Source organism: Variovorax sp. 10N412, from assembly GCF_056394985.1.
The window spans coordinates 15,071-29,444 of sequence record NZ_JBFTIO010000021.1; the positions used below are offsets into that span (position 1 = coordinate 15,071).

At 68.8% G+C, this 14,374-nt stretch carries 16 protein-coding genes; 3 read left to right on the forward strand and 13 right to left on the reverse strand.

Annotated features, from left to right (window positions below):
* Nucleotides 1–5 precede the first annotated feature (5 nt).
* Both AC1DJH_RS29800 and AC1DJH_RS29805 read right to left on the reverse strand, forming a co-directional pair.
* Entirely contained in the window at nucleotides 6–680 is a 675-nt protein-coding gene (locus tag AC1DJH_RS29800) for an NAD(P)-dependent oxidoreductase (RefSeq protein WP_478188159.1), read from the reverse strand.
* Nucleotides 681–718: 38 nt separating this feature from the next.
* A complete protein-coding gene (locus tag AC1DJH_RS29805) occupies nucleotides 719–1,585 on the reverse strand; it encodes an SDR family oxidoreductase (protein ID WP_478188160.1) in 867 nt (288 codons plus the stop codon).
* Nucleotides 1,586–1,684: 99 nt separating this feature from the next.
* On the opposite strand from AC1DJH_RS29805, the gene AC1DJH_RS29810 reads away from it, so the two are divergent.
* A complete protein-coding gene (locus AC1DJH_RS29810; protein WP_478188161.1) occupies nucleotides 1,685–2,584 on the forward strand; it encodes a LysR family transcriptional regulator in 900 nt (299 codons plus the stop codon).
* Between the two features lie 443 nt (nucleotides 2,585–3,027).
* Here AC1DJH_RS29810 and AC1DJH_RS29815 read toward each other — a convergent pair whose 3' ends face one another.
* The 3 genes from AC1DJH_RS29815 to AC1DJH_RS29825 form a co-directional block, all read right to left on the reverse strand.
* Nucleotides 3,028–3,642 carry a response regulator transcription factor gene (locus AC1DJH_RS29815; protein WP_478188241.1) on the reverse strand — a complete coding sequence of 205 codons (615 nt, stop codon included), beginning with the start codon at nucleotides 3,640–3,642 and terminating at the stop codon, nucleotides 3,028–3,030.
* Between the two features lie 14 nt (nucleotides 3,643–3,656).
* Nucleotides 3,657–5,828 (reverse strand): sensor histidine kinase, encoded by a 2,172-nt coding sequence (locus tag AC1DJH_RS29820; protein WP_478188162.1) that lies wholly within the window; start codon nucleotides 5,826–5,828, stop codon nucleotides 3,657–3,659.
* An 84-nt stretch (nucleotides 5,829–5,912) separates the two neighbouring features.
* Nucleotides 5,913–6,608: a class I SAM-dependent methyltransferase gene (locus AC1DJH_RS29825; protein WP_478188163.1), complete on the reverse strand. Its 696-nt coding sequence runs from the start codon at nucleotides 6,606–6,608 to the stop codon at nucleotides 5,913–5,915.
* A 144-nt stretch (nucleotides 6,609–6,752) separates the two neighbouring features.
* Between AC1DJH_RS29825 and AC1DJH_RS29830 the strand changes: the two genes are divergently transcribed.
* Entirely contained in the window at nucleotides 6,753–7,133 is a 381-nt protein-coding gene (locus tag AC1DJH_RS29830) for a nuclear transport factor 2 family protein (RefSeq protein WP_478188164.1), read from the forward strand.
* Between the two features lie 25 nt (nucleotides 7,134–7,158).
* Here the strand turns inward: AC1DJH_RS29830 and AC1DJH_RS29835 are convergent, their stop codons facing one another.
* The 6 genes from AC1DJH_RS29835 to AC1DJH_RS29860 form a co-directional block, all read right to left on the reverse strand.
* A complete protein-coding gene (locus AC1DJH_RS29835) occupies nucleotides 7,159–7,800 on the reverse strand; it encodes a glutathione S-transferase family protein (RefSeq protein ID WP_478188165.1) in 642 nt (213 codons plus the stop codon).
* Nucleotides 7,801–7,822: 22 nt separating this feature from the next.
* Complete coding sequence (locus AC1DJH_RS29840; protein WP_472124606.1) at nucleotides 7,823–8,020, reverse strand: hypothetical protein; 198 nt, start codon at nucleotides 8,018–8,020, stop codon at nucleotides 7,823–7,825.
* Nucleotides 8,021–8,166: 146 nt separating this feature from the next.
* A complete protein-coding gene (locus tag AC1DJH_RS29845) occupies nucleotides 8,167–8,571 on the reverse strand; it encodes a hypothetical protein (RefSeq protein WP_478188166.1) in 405 nt (134 codons plus the stop codon).
* 205 nt (nucleotides 8,572–8,776) lie between these two features.
* Nucleotides 8,777–9,076, reverse strand: a complete 300-nt coding sequence (locus AC1DJH_RS29850; protein ID WP_478188167.1) for a hypothetical protein — start codon at nucleotides 9,074–9,076, stop codon at nucleotides 8,777–8,779.
* Between the two features lie 2 nt (nucleotides 9,077–9,078).
* Nucleotides 9,079–10,080, reverse strand: a complete 1,002-nt coding sequence (locus tag AC1DJH_RS29855) for a Bug family tripartite tricarboxylate transporter substrate binding protein (RefSeq protein ID WP_478188168.1) — start codon at nucleotides 10,078–10,080, stop codon at nucleotides 9,079–9,081.
* A 43-nt stretch (nucleotides 10,081–10,123) separates the two neighbouring features.
* Complete coding sequence (locus AC1DJH_RS29860) at nucleotides 10,124–11,332, reverse strand: CaiB/BaiF CoA transferase family protein (protein ID WP_478188169.1); 1,209 nt, start codon at nucleotides 11,330–11,332, stop codon at nucleotides 10,124–10,126.
* A gap of 163 nt (nucleotides 11,333–11,495) precedes the next feature.
* Between AC1DJH_RS29860 and AC1DJH_RS29865 the strand changes: the two genes are divergently transcribed.
* Nucleotides 11,496–12,386: a LysR family transcriptional regulator gene (locus tag AC1DJH_RS29865; RefSeq protein ID WP_472124621.1), complete on the forward strand. Its 891-nt coding sequence runs from the start codon at nucleotides 11,496–11,498 to the stop codon at nucleotides 12,384–12,386.
* 17 nt (nucleotides 12,387–12,403) lie between these two features.
* On the opposite strand, the gene AC1DJH_RS29870 is transcribed toward AC1DJH_RS29865, so the two are convergent.
* Entirely contained in the window at nucleotides 12,404–13,417 is a 1,014-nt protein-coding gene (locus tag AC1DJH_RS29870; protein ID WP_478188170.1) for a 2Fe-2S iron-sulfur cluster-binding protein, read from the reverse strand.
* On the reverse strand, nucleotides 13,414–14,373 hold the full coding sequence (locus tag AC1DJH_RS29875) for a PdxA family dehydrogenase (RefSeq protein WP_472124626.1): 960 nt from the start codon (nucleotides 14,371–14,373) through the stop codon (nucleotides 13,414–13,416). The genes AC1DJH_RS29870 and AC1DJH_RS29875 overlap by 4 nt, the downstream gene beginning before the upstream one ends.
* Between the last annotated feature and the right edge of the window lies 1 nt (nucleotide 14,374).

The window sequence follows — 14,374 nt, forward strand, 5'->3', positions numbered from 1 at the left end:
GTCCTTCACCAGGAAATCAGCGGCGACCGGCGCAGCCAGGCGTCGCCGTTCACCTGGTCCAGAACGAAGCTTGCCGCGTCCGCCCTCGCGATGGTCCCGCCGTGGAAGCCGGAGAGATCCGTGAGGGCGCGAACCGCGGGCCCCGAGGCCTTGTCGTTGAGCACCGAAGGCCGCACCAGCACCCAGTCGAGCCCGCTGTTCCTGACGAGTGCTTCCTGCCGGTCCTTGTCGGCGTAGACCTTGCGCAGGAGCGCGGGAAAAATCAGCCGGTCGAAAAAGAACCCGCCGTGCCCGGCGCTGTCGCCGGCCCCCATGCCGGTGATGCAAACCAGCCGCTGCACGCCTTGCGCCCGCATCGCACCGACGAGTGCACGCGTTGCAGTGGACAGCGCGGTCACCTCCCGCAAAGGGCTGGCCGGCGTGCCCAACGCGCTGATCACGGCGTCCATGCCCCCGAGGGCCTTGCGCAACGCACGTTCGTCACTGGCGTCGCCGACGGTGATCGTCGCACCCTCCAGGCCGCTCGCCTTTTCGGGCGAGCGCACCAGTGCGTGCACGTCGTGCCCGCGTGCAAGCGCCTGCTCGACGATGAGCCGTCCCGTGCCGCCGGTGGCGCCGAGAACCAGGACTTTCTTGCGGGTCGGCACGGTGAACGTGGCGGTGGGGTTTGAATTGATCATGAGGGGCTCCTTTTCGTTGACGTTGCCGGGACCGGCGCTCAGGCCGAGGCGCCAGCCTCGAATGCGAAGTCGCGGTACGAGCGCAGCGGGCGCCCCAGCAGCGCCGCCAGGCGCTGCACGTCGCCGGCCTCCGGGGTCATTCCGTCCGACAGGAAGCGTTCGCTCATGAGGCGCATGTCGTAGGCCATCCAGCCCGGCATGAAGTTCAGGAGGTTCTTCTCGAAGCCGGCGGTGTCGTCGCCGCCATAGGCAATCGGGCGACCCGCCACGGCCGACCAGATGCCGGCGACGTCGGCGCCCGTCAGCGTGTCGGGACCGACCAGGTTGATGCGCTTGAGCGGCAGCGTCTGCGATGCGTCGCGCGCCAGCAGTTCGATGGCGGCGATCTCCGCGAGGTCGCGCGTGTCGAGCATCGCGAGCCCCTTGGCGCCGATCGGCATCGGGTACACGCCATGGCCGAGCATCACATCCTTGATCGTGAGGTCGTTCTGCATGAAGTAGGCCGGCCGCAGGATGGTGGCGCCGAAGCCCATCTGCTCGAGCATGCGCTCCACCCCGAACTTGCCCGCGAAGTGGGGAACGTTCACATACCTGTCGCTGTGGATCACCGACAGGTAGACGACGCGCTCGACCCCTGCGTCGCGCGCCACGTTGAGCGTGACCAGGGCCTGCGTGAACTCGTCCGGCACGACGCCGTTGAGCAGGAACAGGGTGGAGACCCCGGCCATGGCGCGGCGCAACGCCGCCACGTCGAGCAGGTCGCCCTGCACGACCTCGACGCTTTCGGGGAAGGTGGCCTTGGACGGATCGCGCACCAGTGCGCGCACGGCGGCGCCGCGGTCGACGAGTTGCTGGACGACCTGGCGGCCGATGTTGCCGCTGGCGCCGGTGATGAGGATGGTCATGGAATTGCTCCTGTTCGTTGAAGGAGCCTTGATCTTCGAAGTTCCAGGCCCGGGCCGATAGACCCTATATTTGGACACCTCGTCTCACTGGTGGAACACATGGACTTCCTTGCCCTCACCGACTTCAACCTCGTGGCGCGTCACGGCGGCTTCGGGCGCGCTGCCCGGGAATCCGGGCGGCCAAAGGCGACGCTGTCGCGCCGGGTGGCCGACCTGGAACGCGGGCTCGACCTGCGCCTGTTCGAGCGGGGCGCGCGCACCCTGAAGCTCACCGAGGAGGGGCGCGCCCTCTACGAGCGGACCTCGGTGCTGCTGACCGAAATCGACGAGACCGCAGCGGCGATCGCGTCTGGCGGCGGTGCCCCGCGCGGCAGCCTGAGGGTGAGTGCGCCCCTGCTCTTCTCGCAAGCCGCGATGGGCAAGCTCGCCGCCCGATTCGCCCTGCAGTACGGCGACGTCCGGCTCGAGGTCACCACCGAGGACCGGCCGGTCGACATGGTGGAAGAGGGTTATGACGTGGTGATCCGCGTGAACCCCGACCCCGATGCGCGGCTGGTCGGGCGGATCTTCCTGAGGGACCGGCTCGTGGTGGTGGCGAGCCCCGGACTCGGGTGGCCGACGGGCACCGAGCCTGCCCCGGCCGTGGTGCGTGGCGGCAGCGGGGCGGGGGAACGGCGCTCGACATGGGAGATGACAGGTCCGTCCGGCACGAAGCGCATCGAGGTGGAACCCGTGCTGCGCCTGTCCTCGTTGTTCATGGTGCGCGACGCCGTCAGGGCAGGCGTCGGGGCGGCGCGACTGCCGTTGTCGCTGGTCACTCACGACCTGGCCGCAGGGCGTCTGGTGCACTGGGGCGATGTCGACGGACCTGAGATTGCGCTGTGGGCGCTGTATCCGTCCCGCAGGCTGCTGAGCACCCGCGTTTCAGTGTTCCTGGACTTCCTGAAAGAGGCTTTTCCCACCGGATCGCCCGACGAGCTGGCAGCGTTCGTCGATTGAAAACCATGCGGCGATGGCCCGCAGGGCCTGCCCCCGCCTACAGGCCGGCACACACATGGCTCACGACCGGAGATGCGCCGGCAGCGCCTGCTTGCGGCTCGGGTTGCAGGTCGACGCGGAAGATGCAGGAATACGGCGGCCACAGATTGGATCGTTGACTCGAGCACTGCAGCGCCGTGGCCCCGCCCGACGCGGCGCCTGGGGCGGGGCTGCAGGTGTAGCCCTGCGAAGCCAATGTCCGGGCCAGCTTGTCGGCCGGCTCTCCCTTCGCTGCCGCCAGGACGGCATCGAGCCTTTGACCCTCCCGCACCTCGACAGAGGCACATCCGCTGGTCATCGACAGCATTGCGAGACAGGTCAGCGCGGATCCAATGAGCGAGCGGGTTGCTGGGGTGTTTTCCGTGGGCATGGGTTCAGGTGTGCGAATGGAAGGGGTCGAGCGCTCAAAGGCCATGCTCCCGCAGGAACCGGTCCAGCTGATGGCTGTTCGACAGCCCCAGCTTGCCGAACACATGCGCCCGATGGGTTTCCACCGTGCGCTGCTCCAGCGGCGCGAGCTCCAGGGCGATCTGCTTGTTCGGCTTGCCCTCGGCCACCAGCCGCGCCACCTGCATCTCGCGCGGGGTGAGCTTGCTCCACAGGGCCTGCGCGGCCTGTCGGGCCTGGCGGCGCACCGCAATGTCTCCGGCCTGCTGCAGGGCCCGGGCAATGCTGTCGAGCAGGCGCTCGTCGTTGCAGGGCTTCTCCAGCCAGCCGAAGGCGCCGTTCTGCACGGCCTCCACGGCCATGGGGATGTCGCCGTGCCCCGAAAGAAAGATGACGACCAGCGGGCTGTCCTGCGCGCGCAGCGCGTCGAACACCTGCAGGCCGCTCACGCCTTCCATGCGCAGGTCGAGCACGACGCAGCCGGGGCGCTGCAGATCGGCGCCCGCCAGAAAGGCCTCGCCCGACGCAAAGGTCTGCACCGCGTAGCCGCGCGACAGCAGCAGCAGGCCGAGCGAGCGGCGCACGGCCTCGTCGTCGTCCACCACGCAGAGGTTGTTGGCCAGGGGAGCGATGGCATGGGCTGCGGTCATGGCGGTGAGATCTCCAGCGCAAGGGTGAATACGGTGCCGCCGCCGGGCCGGTCGGCAAAGGACAGCCGGCCCCGGTGGGCCTCCACGATGGTGCGGCAGATATTCAGGCCCAGCCCCAGCCCGCCGGCCTTGGTGGTGAAGAAGGGCGCGAACACCTGCTCGGCCAGCGCGGCGTCGATGCCGGGCCCATGGTCGGCCACGCGGATGTGCACGCGGCCGTCGAGCAGCTCGGCGTCGATTTCCACCACACGCTGCTCGGGTGGCGTGGCCTGCATGGCCTGCAGGCTGTTGGAGACCAGGTTGAGCAGCACCTGCTCCAGCAGCACGCGGTCGCCGCGCACCGGGGGCAGGCTCGCGGGCATGTGCACCTCGGCGCGCGCCTGGCGCTGGCGCATTTCGCCCTGCAGCAGCGCCAGTGCGTTGGCCACCAGCGCGCTTACCGCGCAGTCTTCGGTGCCCACCGTGCGCTGGCGCACGAAGCCGCGAATGCGCCGCACGATCTCGGCGCTGCGCTGGGCCTGCGCCATGGTCTCGTCCAGGCTGCTCACCAGCAGCTGCTGGTTGCCCTGCTCCGCGAAGGCCTTGGCCGCGCTCGCGAAGTTGCTCAGCGCCATCAGCGGCTGGTTCAGTTCGTGGGCCAGGGTGGAAGCCATCTCGCCCAGGCTGGCCAGGCGCTGCGCGTGCTGCAGTTGTTCGTCGTTCTGGCGCTGGCGCAGCTCGGCGCGCTTCTGCTCGGTGATGTCGACCACCGAGCTCATCCAGCCGCTGTGCGCGCCGCCGGCGTCGATCAGCGGCGCGGTGTAGACCATGGTGATCACCTCGTGCCCGTCCCGGTGCCGCAGGCGCGACTCGAAGCCCGAGCGCGCGGGCTGGCCGCTCATCATGGCGTCGTAGTGCTGCCAGTGCTGCGTGACGTCGTTCGGGTGCCAGTAGGGGTAGGGCGGCAGCTTGCCGAGCAGCTCGTCGGCGCCGTAGCCGGTCATGTCGCAGAAGGCCGGGTTGACGTAGGTGATGCGGCCTTCGCGGTCGCGCGCGCGCATGCCGACCAGCAGCGAGTCTTCCATCGCCTTGCGGAAGGCGTGCGCCTCGTCCAGCGCGTGGGTGCGCTCGCGCACGCGCAGCTCCAGGTCGCGCCGCGCATCGCGCTGCTCGGCGAAACGGCGCTCGCGCAACTGCCAGTACAGCCCGCCCAGCAGCAGCACGCCGGCGCACAGCAGGCCGAGCATCCAGGCGCGCTCGCGGGCACGGGTGACCTCGGCGTGGTCGGCCATCACCGTGAGCGTCCAGCCCAGGTCGGGAAGGGGCTCGTCGACGGCCAGGAAGCGGCGCGGCTTGCCGGCGATGTCGGTGCGCACCAGGTAGCCGGGCTGGTCGTCGCTGCGCTCCACTTTCCACGGCAGCGGCGGGAAGCTGGTGCGCCCGCCGTATTGCTGGTCGCGCCGCATGCGGTCGAGTTCGCCCGGCGCAATGTCGCGCGTGGTCTGGTACAGCCACGAGGGCACCGAGCTCAGGAACACCACGCCGCGCGCGTCGGTCAGCAGGATCGGGTCGCGCACGAAGGCCCAGGCCTCCTGCAACTGGCGCAGGCTGACCTTGACGGTGACCACCCCCAGCACCTCGCTGCCGCCCGCGCGCACCGGCGCCGAGATGAACAGTCCCGGCTCGCCCGTGGTCTGGCCCACGCCGTAGAACATGCCGCCGCGCCCCGCGCGCGCGTCGATGAAGTAGGGCCGGTTGGCATACGACTCGCCCACGAAGCTCTGCGGCGTGGCCCAGTTGCTGGCCGCGAGCGTCGTGCCGTTCAGGTCGCTGAGGTACAGCGCGTCGGAGCCCGCCTGGCGGTTCACCTCCTCGATGTAGAGGTTGGCGCGCTGCTGCACGGCGGCGTCCCGCGGGTGGGCCAGTGCGGCCAGCACTTCGGGGTGCAGGCCGGTGGTGAACGGCAGGTAGTTGTACTTCCCGGCCGAGTCGCGCAGGCCCAGCACATGGACTTCCATGGCGCGGCGGATCGAGTCGGCCTGGAAGCTGGCTTCGCGCATGCCGGCCCACTGGGCGGCCAGGCCGATCAGCAGCAGGGCCAGCGCGAGGGCGGCGGCCCAGCTTGCCAGCGCGCGGCGGCGCATGCGCGGGCGCGGAACGATCAGCGGTTCTGGCGAAGTGGGCGGCATGGGGAAGGGAGGCCGACCGGCGCGGCGAGCAGGGATTCTGCCCTGCGGCCGGCGCCGCGCTGCGTGCCCGCCGCCCATGGCATGTCAGGCATACGCTACCCAGCCGCGGAAGGCCAAGCCGGCGTAGAACAGTTGAGCCTGGCCGAAGCCGGCCTCCGCGAGCAGCGCCTCTTCATCGTCGGGGCCGATCACCGGCAGTCTTTCGCCGATCGCGGTCGCCGCGTTGCGAGCAGCTTGCGCATCGACACCGGACGACATGGCGAACGCCGCGTAACGCGAAAGCCACAGCGCGCGTTCCGCCGGCGCCTGCGGGAAGCTCATGTGGGCCATGACGAAAGGCGCCCCCGGCTTCAGGCGCCGGCGGATCTGCGTCAATGTGCGCCTGCGCTCGTCGACCGCAATGAAGTGCATCGTCAGCAGGCAGGTCGCCGCATCGAACGGGCCGGCGGGCGCGGTGTCTACGTAGCCGTGGTGAAGCTGGGCGCGTTCCATCAGCGGTCCGAGCGCTTCTTGCGCCAGCTCGAGCATCGACTTCGCCGGATCGACACCGACGAAGCGCCATTGCGGGTAGGCCTGCGCGAAAGCCTTCAGCTCTACACCGCGGCCCGCGCCGACGACCAGCACATCGGCGTGCGCCGGTGCGCGCTCGGCCACGAGGAGGGCGGCCATCTTCTGCAGGTCGGACCAGCCCGGCACCAGTCGGCGGGCCTTGTCGGCGTAGCTGGACACCGCTTGCGAATCATTGAAGTGGCTTTGCGTGTCGATGGCTGGTGCGGTCATGCGGGCAGTTTAGGGCGGCTTCGCACGGCGACGGCATCGGCATCGGGGCCTTTGCGCACGCGACGCACGGGGCTACAGTCGCCAGAGCCAGCCTGTCACCAGGCATTTGTGCCGCAAGCCAGCCGATGCGCATGGAGGTCGATCATGGAAGAGCAGAACATCCGGATGGCCGTCGAGCGGCATTGGCTGGCTTCCGCCGCGGGCGATCAGGTGGCCGAGCATGAGATCTATCACGACGATGCCGTGTGCATGTATCCGCAGTCGGGCGAGGTCATCCACGGTCGCCACAACCTGCAGGCGCTTCGCAGCCATCACCCCGGCAAGCCCTCGGGCTTCACGGTTCGCCGGATCGCGGGGGAAGGCAGCTTGTGGATCACGGAGTACACGATCGACTACGGCGGCAAGCGCGCGTACACCGTGAGCATCATGGAGTTCCGAGGCATCAAGGTTGCGCGCGAGACGCAATACTTCGCAGACCCCTTCGATGCCCCCGACTGGCGCGCGCAGTGGGTCGAGCGAGCGTGATCGGCCGCCTCCCGCGCCCGCCGCGTCAGTCCAGCATCGGCACCAGGTCCGGGTCCCCCTTGGCCATCGCACGGCGATAGGCCGGCCGCTCGCCGATGCGCTGCAGGTAGGCGCGGATGTTCGGATAAGGCGCCAGGTCGATCGGCTGGAACAGCCGCATCGTGGTGAACGAGAACACGCTCATGATGTCGGCCGCGGTGAACTCGCTGCCCGCGAGCCAGGTGGCTTCGCCCAGCCGTGCCTCCACGAGCGCCAGCACCCGGTCGAGCCTGCCCTGCACCGACACCAGCACCGGATGGTCCGCGGCAAGCTTCGCCCGGCTCATCATCATGAGGCGACCGATGGCCGGTTGCAGGTTGCCGTTGGAAAAATGGAACCAGTAGAGAAAGGCGGCGTAGTCCGGATATTCCGGCCCGGGCTTGAGGCGGCCGCCTCCATGCTTGACGATGATGTACTCGACGATGGCGGCCGACTCGGCCAGCAGCACGTCGCCGTCTTCGATCACCGGCGCCGCGCCCAGCGGATGCAGCGCCTTGAACTCGGGCGGCGAGAGCACGGTCACTGGATCGCGTGTGTAGTGCCGAAGCTCGTACGGAATGTCCAACTCTTCGCAGAGCCAGACGACGCGTTCGGATTGGGAGTGGCCGAGGTGGTGGATTTTGAGCATGGGGTGCGGGTGAAATGCCTTGCTAGAGCTCAGGATTGTCTTCGGAGCCCTCGCCAGCATCCACGGGGGCGCGTGCTGTGGCGGTGTCCGCGACGGGCGGTGTGATGTTCCGCGATTTTTCGTCCTGTTCACGCAGCCATTCTTCGGGCGTGGGCTGCTGCGTGCCCTCCTGCTTCGACAAGCCTTGAATGAGTTCGATGAGGTGGCGCCGGTCTTTCATGCAACCGGTTGTAGGGGAACGCCGGCGCACTGCCTGTAGGCGAGGGCCACGTCCTGTCGGGTCACATGGCCCGTGGCGGCGACGAATCCGAGGGCCTGGAGCGACGCTTTCCGATGTCGGGCTGCTCGGCCGCCAGGGCGGGTGGCCTAGCGGCGGCCGGTGCGCACTTCCTTGGCACGCTGTTGCTGCACCGTCTTCAGAAAAGCCAGTCTTTCGCTGCAATCGGCACTCGTGGCGACGAGTTGCAAGGGGTTGCGCCGCCGCGCCTCTATTTGCTTTTCTGCCGCCCCGGCGTTCTGGAGACCCTCTACGAGCCCGCCGGCGACAGCCGCCTTCGACTGCTTGAAGAATTGCTTTTCGAAGGCCGGGGTGCCGCATCGGGCCGCAATCACGCGGTAGTCGGCCTCGCGCTGCAGTGCCGCGTCGATGCCATCGTGGCCCGGATCGGCAAGGCATGGCTGTGAAGTCAAACCGGCGGCCAACAGCAAGGCCGGGAGGGCGCCTCTCGAAATGAGCAGCAACAGTCCGGCGTGGACTTGCGGGTTGGGCACGAAACTCTCCTGGATTCGCCATGCTCGTGGCGCACGACCTCTTGAGTCAGGCTCTGACTCTGCGCCTCGGACATGCGGCGCGCCATCGGTATTCGCCGCAGTTGTATGCCGGAACGCGGGGCCCTGCCGTAGGCGAGCCGCCCGATGCGCGGGAGAAAGCGCCGCGTAGCGGGCGCCAGGCAGAAGCGCCGGGCAGAAGCCCCGGTCAGCGAGCCGCTTGGCGCTGGTCCAGCACGTGCCGCAACGCGGCCTCCAGCGTGGGCCAGTTCGAGAAAAGATAGATCTTTTCCTGCGGGTCGAAACGGGCGCCGAATTCGACCAGCGTTGCCGAAAAGCTGGTGGCGCTGCCCAGAAGCGCGGGGTGCGCGGGGCCGGAGGGCGCAGCGTAGACGCCGACGGTGCAGCCAAGGCTTGCCGCCATGGACTGCACTCGCTCGGAATTGCTGGGAGGAGGGGAAAGCATGCCTGCATTTTCACGGCGCGCGCCGACGTTCGCGCCGTTCATGCTCAAACAGCGCTGATGTTCTTGTCCTTGGCGACCTTGGTCCAGCGCGCGGCGTCCGCGGACAGCCGCTTGCGCATGGCCTCGGCGGGCTGGTACGCGGCAATGGCGCCGGCGTGGACCAGCTTGTCCTGCACGTCCTTGTCCTTGGCAAGGATGTCGGCGAGCTCCTTGTTGATGCGAGCCACCACGGACGCGGGCGTGCCCAGCGGTGCGATGAGGCCGCCCCACGAATCGAAGTCGAACTTGGGGAAGCCCTGGGCCGACACCGTCTTCACGCCCGGCAGCAGCACGTTGCCGCGCGGCGAACTGACGGCAATGGCGCGCAGCTTGCCGGACTTGATGTGCGGCAGGGCCGCCACCACGTCCGCGAACATCACGCCGAGCTGGCCGCCCAGCAGGTCGGTCACAGCCGGCGCGCTGCCGCGGTAGGGCACGTGCTGCATGTCGAAACCGCCCAGGTCCTTCAGCTGCTCCATGGCCAGGTGGCCGAAGCTGCCCGCACCCGAGCTGGTGTAGTTCAGCGGCGTCTTCGCGGCTTTGGCATGGGCGATGAGGCTTTGCAGCGAATCGACGCCCGGCATCAGCGTCGGGTTGACGACGATGGCCATGGGCAGGTCGTACACGGTGGCGACGCACATGAAGTCTTTCTCCACGTCGTAGGCGCCGTTCTTGTACAGCAACGGTGCCAGCAGCGCCGGCATGCCGAACATCGACAGCGTGTTGCCGTCGGCCGGCGACTTGATGAACTGGGCAGTGCCGATGGAGCCGGACGCACCCGGGCGGTTGTCCACCATGATCGACGTGCCCAGGCGTTCGCCGAGCTTCTGCGACGTGATGCGCGCGGCGGTGTCGGTCGGGCCGCCGGCGGGGAAGGCCACGACCATCTTGACGATCTTGGCCGGCCATGCGGCGTCGGCGGCGAAGCCCGGCAGGCCGAGCGTGGAGAGCGCGCCGGCGGCGCCCGTGGCCAGCAGATGCCGGCGAGTGATGTGAGCTTGGTTCATGTCTTCTGACTCGTTGAAGGATGGATTCGTTTTTTTCGGCGATTCAGATCGCCTGCTGCGCGCGTGCCGCGGCGATGGCCTGCTCGTCCATGGCCAGCACCTCGCGCAGTACCTCGTCCGTGTGCTGCCCCAGGTGCGGAGGAGGCCGGCGCACGGGCGTGCGCTCGCCGTCCATCACGTAGGGGGGCGCCAGCACGGTTTGCTGCCCTGCCTGCGAATCGTCGAAGTGGTGCAGCAGGTTCGCCTGGCTCGTCCGCTGCGAAGTCAGTGCCTCGTACATGCCGAGCACTTCGCCGCAGGGGATGCCGGCTTCGGTGAGTCGGGCCAGCAGGTCGCGGCGGCTGAACCCGCGCAAGGCTTCCCGCACCAGGGGCAGAAGGATCTCGCGGTTGGCCGAGCGGTCGGTGTTGGTGGCGAAGCGCGGGTCGGCGGCCCATTCGGGGTGGCCGACGATCTGCTGGCAGAAGCGCACGAACTGGCCGTTGTTGCCCACGGTGATGACCACAGGGCCGTCCGCGGCATCGAAGACGCCGTAGGGAACGATCGAAGGATGCGCGTTGCCGAACTTGGGCGGATCGCCGGCCTTCAGCAGGGCCTCCATGCCGTAGTACGAGGTGATCATCAGGCCGCAGTCGTACAACGCCATCTGCACATGGCGCCCGCGTCCGGTGGTGTGGCGCTCGTACAGCGCGGCGAGGATGGCCTGGCCCGCGTACATGCCGGTGAACATGTCGACGGCCGCCACGCCGAACTTCAGCGGGCCCTGGCCCGCCTCGCCATTCATGGCCATGATGCCGGCCTCGCCCTGCACCAGCAGGTCGTAGCCGGGGCGCTGCGCCTCCGATGTGCTTCGCGCATAGCCGGAGATGGAGCAATAGACCAGGCGGGGGTTCGATGCGCTCAGCTGCCCGTAGCCCAGGCCCAGCTTGTCGGCGCCGCCGACCTTGAAGTTCTCGATGACCACGTCCGATTTCTCGGCGAGTTCGCGCGCGATCTGCACACCGGCGGGGGACTGCAGGTCGATGGTGACGGATCGCTTGTTGCGGTTCGCGCTGTTGAAGTACGAGGTGTTCTTCGCACCCACGCGCACGCCCCAGTCGCGCGTGTCGTCGCCGCGGCTGGGGTGCTCGACCTTGATGACGTCGGCGCCGAGGTCGGCCAGCGCCATGGCGCACATCGGGCCCGCGAGCACGCGGGACAGGTCGAGAACACGAAGGCCAGCCAGGGGCTGGACAGGGGCGGCTTGGGGCATGGGGGCGAGCGAACGGGCGAAAGACGAGCGAAGAAGGACAGCGGTCGCAAGAGGACCTTGCGATGCGTTCGGACGGGGGCCGGGGATGCGCGATTATTCGTCCGCAGGAGGGAATTGACAATCGTGCGACATTTATGACGTTTGTGTAAATCTGGAATTGACAATGGATGTTCAAGCCCTGGGCCTGCTGGTCGACATCATCGAGGCGGGCAACCTGAGCAAGGCGGCCGCCATGCTCGGCATGAGCCGGGCCAACGTGAGCCAGCGGATCAACCGCTTCGAGCGTGAACTCGGCGCGCAGCTGCTGAGGCGCACCACGCGCCAGCTGGAGCCCACCGAGCTGGGCATGAAGCTCTACGCGCACGGTCGCGCCGTGCGTCACGAGGTGAAGGCCGCGGCCGAAGCCGTGAGCAGCCTCGGCAAGGGCTTGCAGGGAATGATTCGGCTCAGCGTGCCCAGCGGCTACGGTCAGTTGCGCATGTCGGGCTGGCTGGCGGAGTTCATGGAGCGGCATCCGGAGATCACGCTGCATGTGATCTTCGACAACGACATCGAGGAACTGGTGAAGGGCTCGGTCGATTTCGCAGTGCGCGTCATGGCAGAGCCGCCGGCACACCTGGTTGCCAGAGAGCTGGGGCGCGTGCGCTACGTGGCCTGCGCGACCGCGTCGTTCATCGCGCGGCACGGAATGCCGACGAGCCTCGAAGCGCTGAAGCAATTGCCGCTAATCACCTCGCCGCAGACCGGCGAGCGCCTGAGCATGGCGGGGGTGCAGGCGGGCGGGCACCGGTCATTGCGGACACGGCCCCGGCTGATTTCCGCCAACTTTCACTTTCTCTGCGATGCGGTCGTGCAAGGGCTGGGCGTCGGGCTGGTGCCCGACTACATGGTGCAGGCGCCCATCGAAAGAGGAGAGATGCAACGCCTGGCGCTGAAGGAGGGCGACCTCGACTTCTTGTCCACGCGGAAATTCCTGCTCTACGTTCCTAGCCGCTACCAGACGCAGGCCGTGCGCACCCTGATCGATTTTCTCGTCGAGAAGGAACACCCATAGGCCCGCGATGCCTGTCTTCAGGCGGTGTGCGCGGGTCCTTCGACGAACACGTCGGAATGGAAGTCGCGCGCTTCGAGCCCGCGATGCCACAGCGCTGCGTCCCGCACGGCATTCACCATGGCTGGCGATCCGCAGCAGTACAGCTCGTGCCCGCGCAGGTCGGGGCATGCGGCCAGCAGGGCTTCGTCGGCGCGGCCTGCAAAGTCGTCGGTGCCGGCTGCGCCGTCGGCGCTCAGCGCCGATATGAAGCGCATCCGCGGCCATTGCTTCTGCCAGCGCGCGACCGCGGGCCGCAGGTAGATGCCGTCGGCCTGCCGCGCCGCCCAGATCAGGGTGACGGGCCGGTCGATGCGGCGCTTGAGCATGTCGTCGAGGATGGACTTCACCGGCGCGAAACCGGTGCCGCCCGCCACGAACACCACCGGCCGCGTCTGCTCCTCCTGCAGCGAGAACGCGCCGAACGGCAGCTCGATGTCCAGCAGCTCGCCGGCCGCGAGCCGGGGCACGCGCGCGCTGAAGGCGCCGCCCGGCACGTGCCGCACATGCAGCGTGACGGCGTCGCTCTCGTGCGGCGCGTTGGCCATGGAGTAGCTGCGCGTGCTGCCGTCGGGCAGCGTGAGCTGCAGGTACTGCCCGGCCCTGAACTTGGCGCGCTGCCCCGCGGGCAGGCGAAGTTGCAGCACCGACACGTCGGGCGCGGCCAGGTCGTTGCGGAACACCTTCGCCCTGAAGCGCTTGCGTGCGGCGGGGTCGATGCGGCGCACCGCCAGCGGTGCGATCTCGATGTCGCCGCGCGGCGCGCACATGCAGAACAGCACCTGGCCGGGCAGGCAGGTCTCGTTGACGATGGCGCCGTGGCCGACGGCATCCACCTCGCCCTGAACCACCGAGCCGGCGCAGTTGCCGCAGACGCCCTTGCGGCACGAGTACGGCAGCTCGACGCCGGCGCGTGCGGCCGCATCGAGCACGCTCTCGTCGCCGGCGCATTCGAAGGCGATGTCGCTGCCCGCAATCGCGATGCGATGGCTCATGACCGTCCCCCCGACAGCAGTGCGATCGTGCGCAGCACGGCCTGCGGGTCGGCGATGCCCTTCCCTGCGATGTCCATGGCGCTGCCGTGTCCGACGCTCGACAGCAGCGCATCGGCGCCGATGCTGAGTGCGCTGGCGGCCTGGGGCGCCAGCAGCTTGACGGGAATATGACCCTGGTCGTGCAGCATCGCGACGTAGAGGTCGTGGCCGCCGTGCCCATGTTGTGCCAGCAGCATGTCCGCGCCGGCGGGGCCGCTCACGCGCAGGCCCTCGGCGCGAAGCGCCTGGACGGCCGGCACGACGATGGCCGCGTCTTCCGGCCCGAACAGTCCGCCTTCCGAAGCGTGCGGGTTGATGCCGAACACGCCGATCGAAGGGTCGTTCACGCCCAGCAGTGCACAGGCCTGTGCGCCTGCACGCACCGCGCTCGCCACGAGCGCCGGGGTCAGCCGGTCGAGCGCGGTGCGAACGCTTTCGTGCAGCGTGGCATGCACGATGCGCAGTCCGCCGCCGACCAGCATGAGGAACACGCGGTCCTCGGGCACGCCGCACACGCGCGCGACCAGCGACGGGTAGCCGCTGAAGGCGATGCCGGCCTGGTGGATCGCGGTCTCGTGGTGCGGGCAGGCCACCACGGCATCGACCTCGCCGCGCCGGCAGGCCTGCAGCGCGGCGGTGGCCGAGGCGACCGCCGATGCGCCCGCCGCCGCATCGATGCGACCGGGGACCGCCGCGCTCGCGGGCAAGTCGCCCGCGCCGACGCACCGCACATCGCGCAACAGCGCATCCAGGCCCAGTTGCGCCGCGGTGCGTTCGAACACGCTGGTCGGTCCATAGAGCGTGATGCGCGCGCGCTCGGTGACGGGCAGCGCGGCGAGCGCCTTCAGCGCGATCTCCGGGCCGATGCCGTTGGGGTCGCCGGCCGCCAGTGCCAGCCTCAGTGAACGGGTGTGCATG

Coding starts and splice junctions, on each gene's coding strand:
- AC1DJH_RS29870 (WP_478188170.1), bottom strand. CDS start 13,417: ATGAGCCATCGCATCGCGATTGCGGGCAGCGACATCGCCTTCGAATGC.
- AC1DJH_RS29855 (WP_478188168.1), bottom strand. CDS start 10,080: ATGAACCAAGCTCACATCACTCGCCGGCATCTGCTGGCCACGGGCGCC.
- AC1DJH_RS29805 (WP_478188160.1), bottom strand. CDS start 1,585: ATGACCATCCTCATCACCGGCGCCAGCGGCAACATCGGCCGCCAGGTC.
- AC1DJH_RS29820 (WP_478188162.1), bottom strand. CDS start 5,828: ATGCCGCCCACTTCGCCAGAACCGCTGATCGTTCCGCGCCCGCGCATG.
- AC1DJH_RS29860 (WP_478188169.1), bottom strand. CDS start 11,332: ATGCCCCAAGCCGCCCCTGTCCAGCCCCTGGCTGGCCTTCGTGTTCTC.
- AC1DJH_RS29865 (WP_472124621.1), top strand. CDS start 11,496: ATGGATGTTCAAGCCCTGGGCCTGCTGGTCGACATCATCGAGGCGGGC.
- AC1DJH_RS29830 (WP_478188164.1), top strand. CDS start 6,753: ATGGAAGAGCAGAACATCCGGATGGCCGTCGAGCGGCATTGGCTGGCT.
- AC1DJH_RS29875 (WP_472124626.1), bottom strand. CDS start 14,373: ATGCACACCCGTTCACTGAGGCTGGCACTGGCGGCCGGCGACCCCAAC.
- AC1DJH_RS29810 (WP_478188161.1), top strand. CDS start 1,685: ATGGACTTCCTTGCCCTCACCGACTTCAACCTCGTGGCGCGTCACGGC.
- AC1DJH_RS29850 (WP_478188167.1), bottom strand. CDS start 9,076: ATGAACGGCGCGAACGTCGGCGCGCGCCGTGAAAATGCAGGCATGCTT.
- AC1DJH_RS29835 (WP_478188165.1), bottom strand. CDS start 7,800: ATGCTCAAAATCCACCACCTCGGCCACTCCCAATCCGAACGCGTCGTC.
- AC1DJH_RS29825 (WP_478188163.1), bottom strand. CDS start 6,608: ATGACCGCACCAGCCATCGACACGCAAAGCCACTTCAATGATTCGCAA.
- AC1DJH_RS29800 (WP_478188159.1), bottom strand. CDS start 680: ATGATCAATTCAAACCCCACCGCCACGTTCACCGTGCCGACCCGCAAG.
- AC1DJH_RS29840 (WP_472124606.1), bottom strand. CDS start 8,020: ATGAAAGACCGGCGCCACCTCATCGAACTCATTCAAGGCTTGTCGAAG.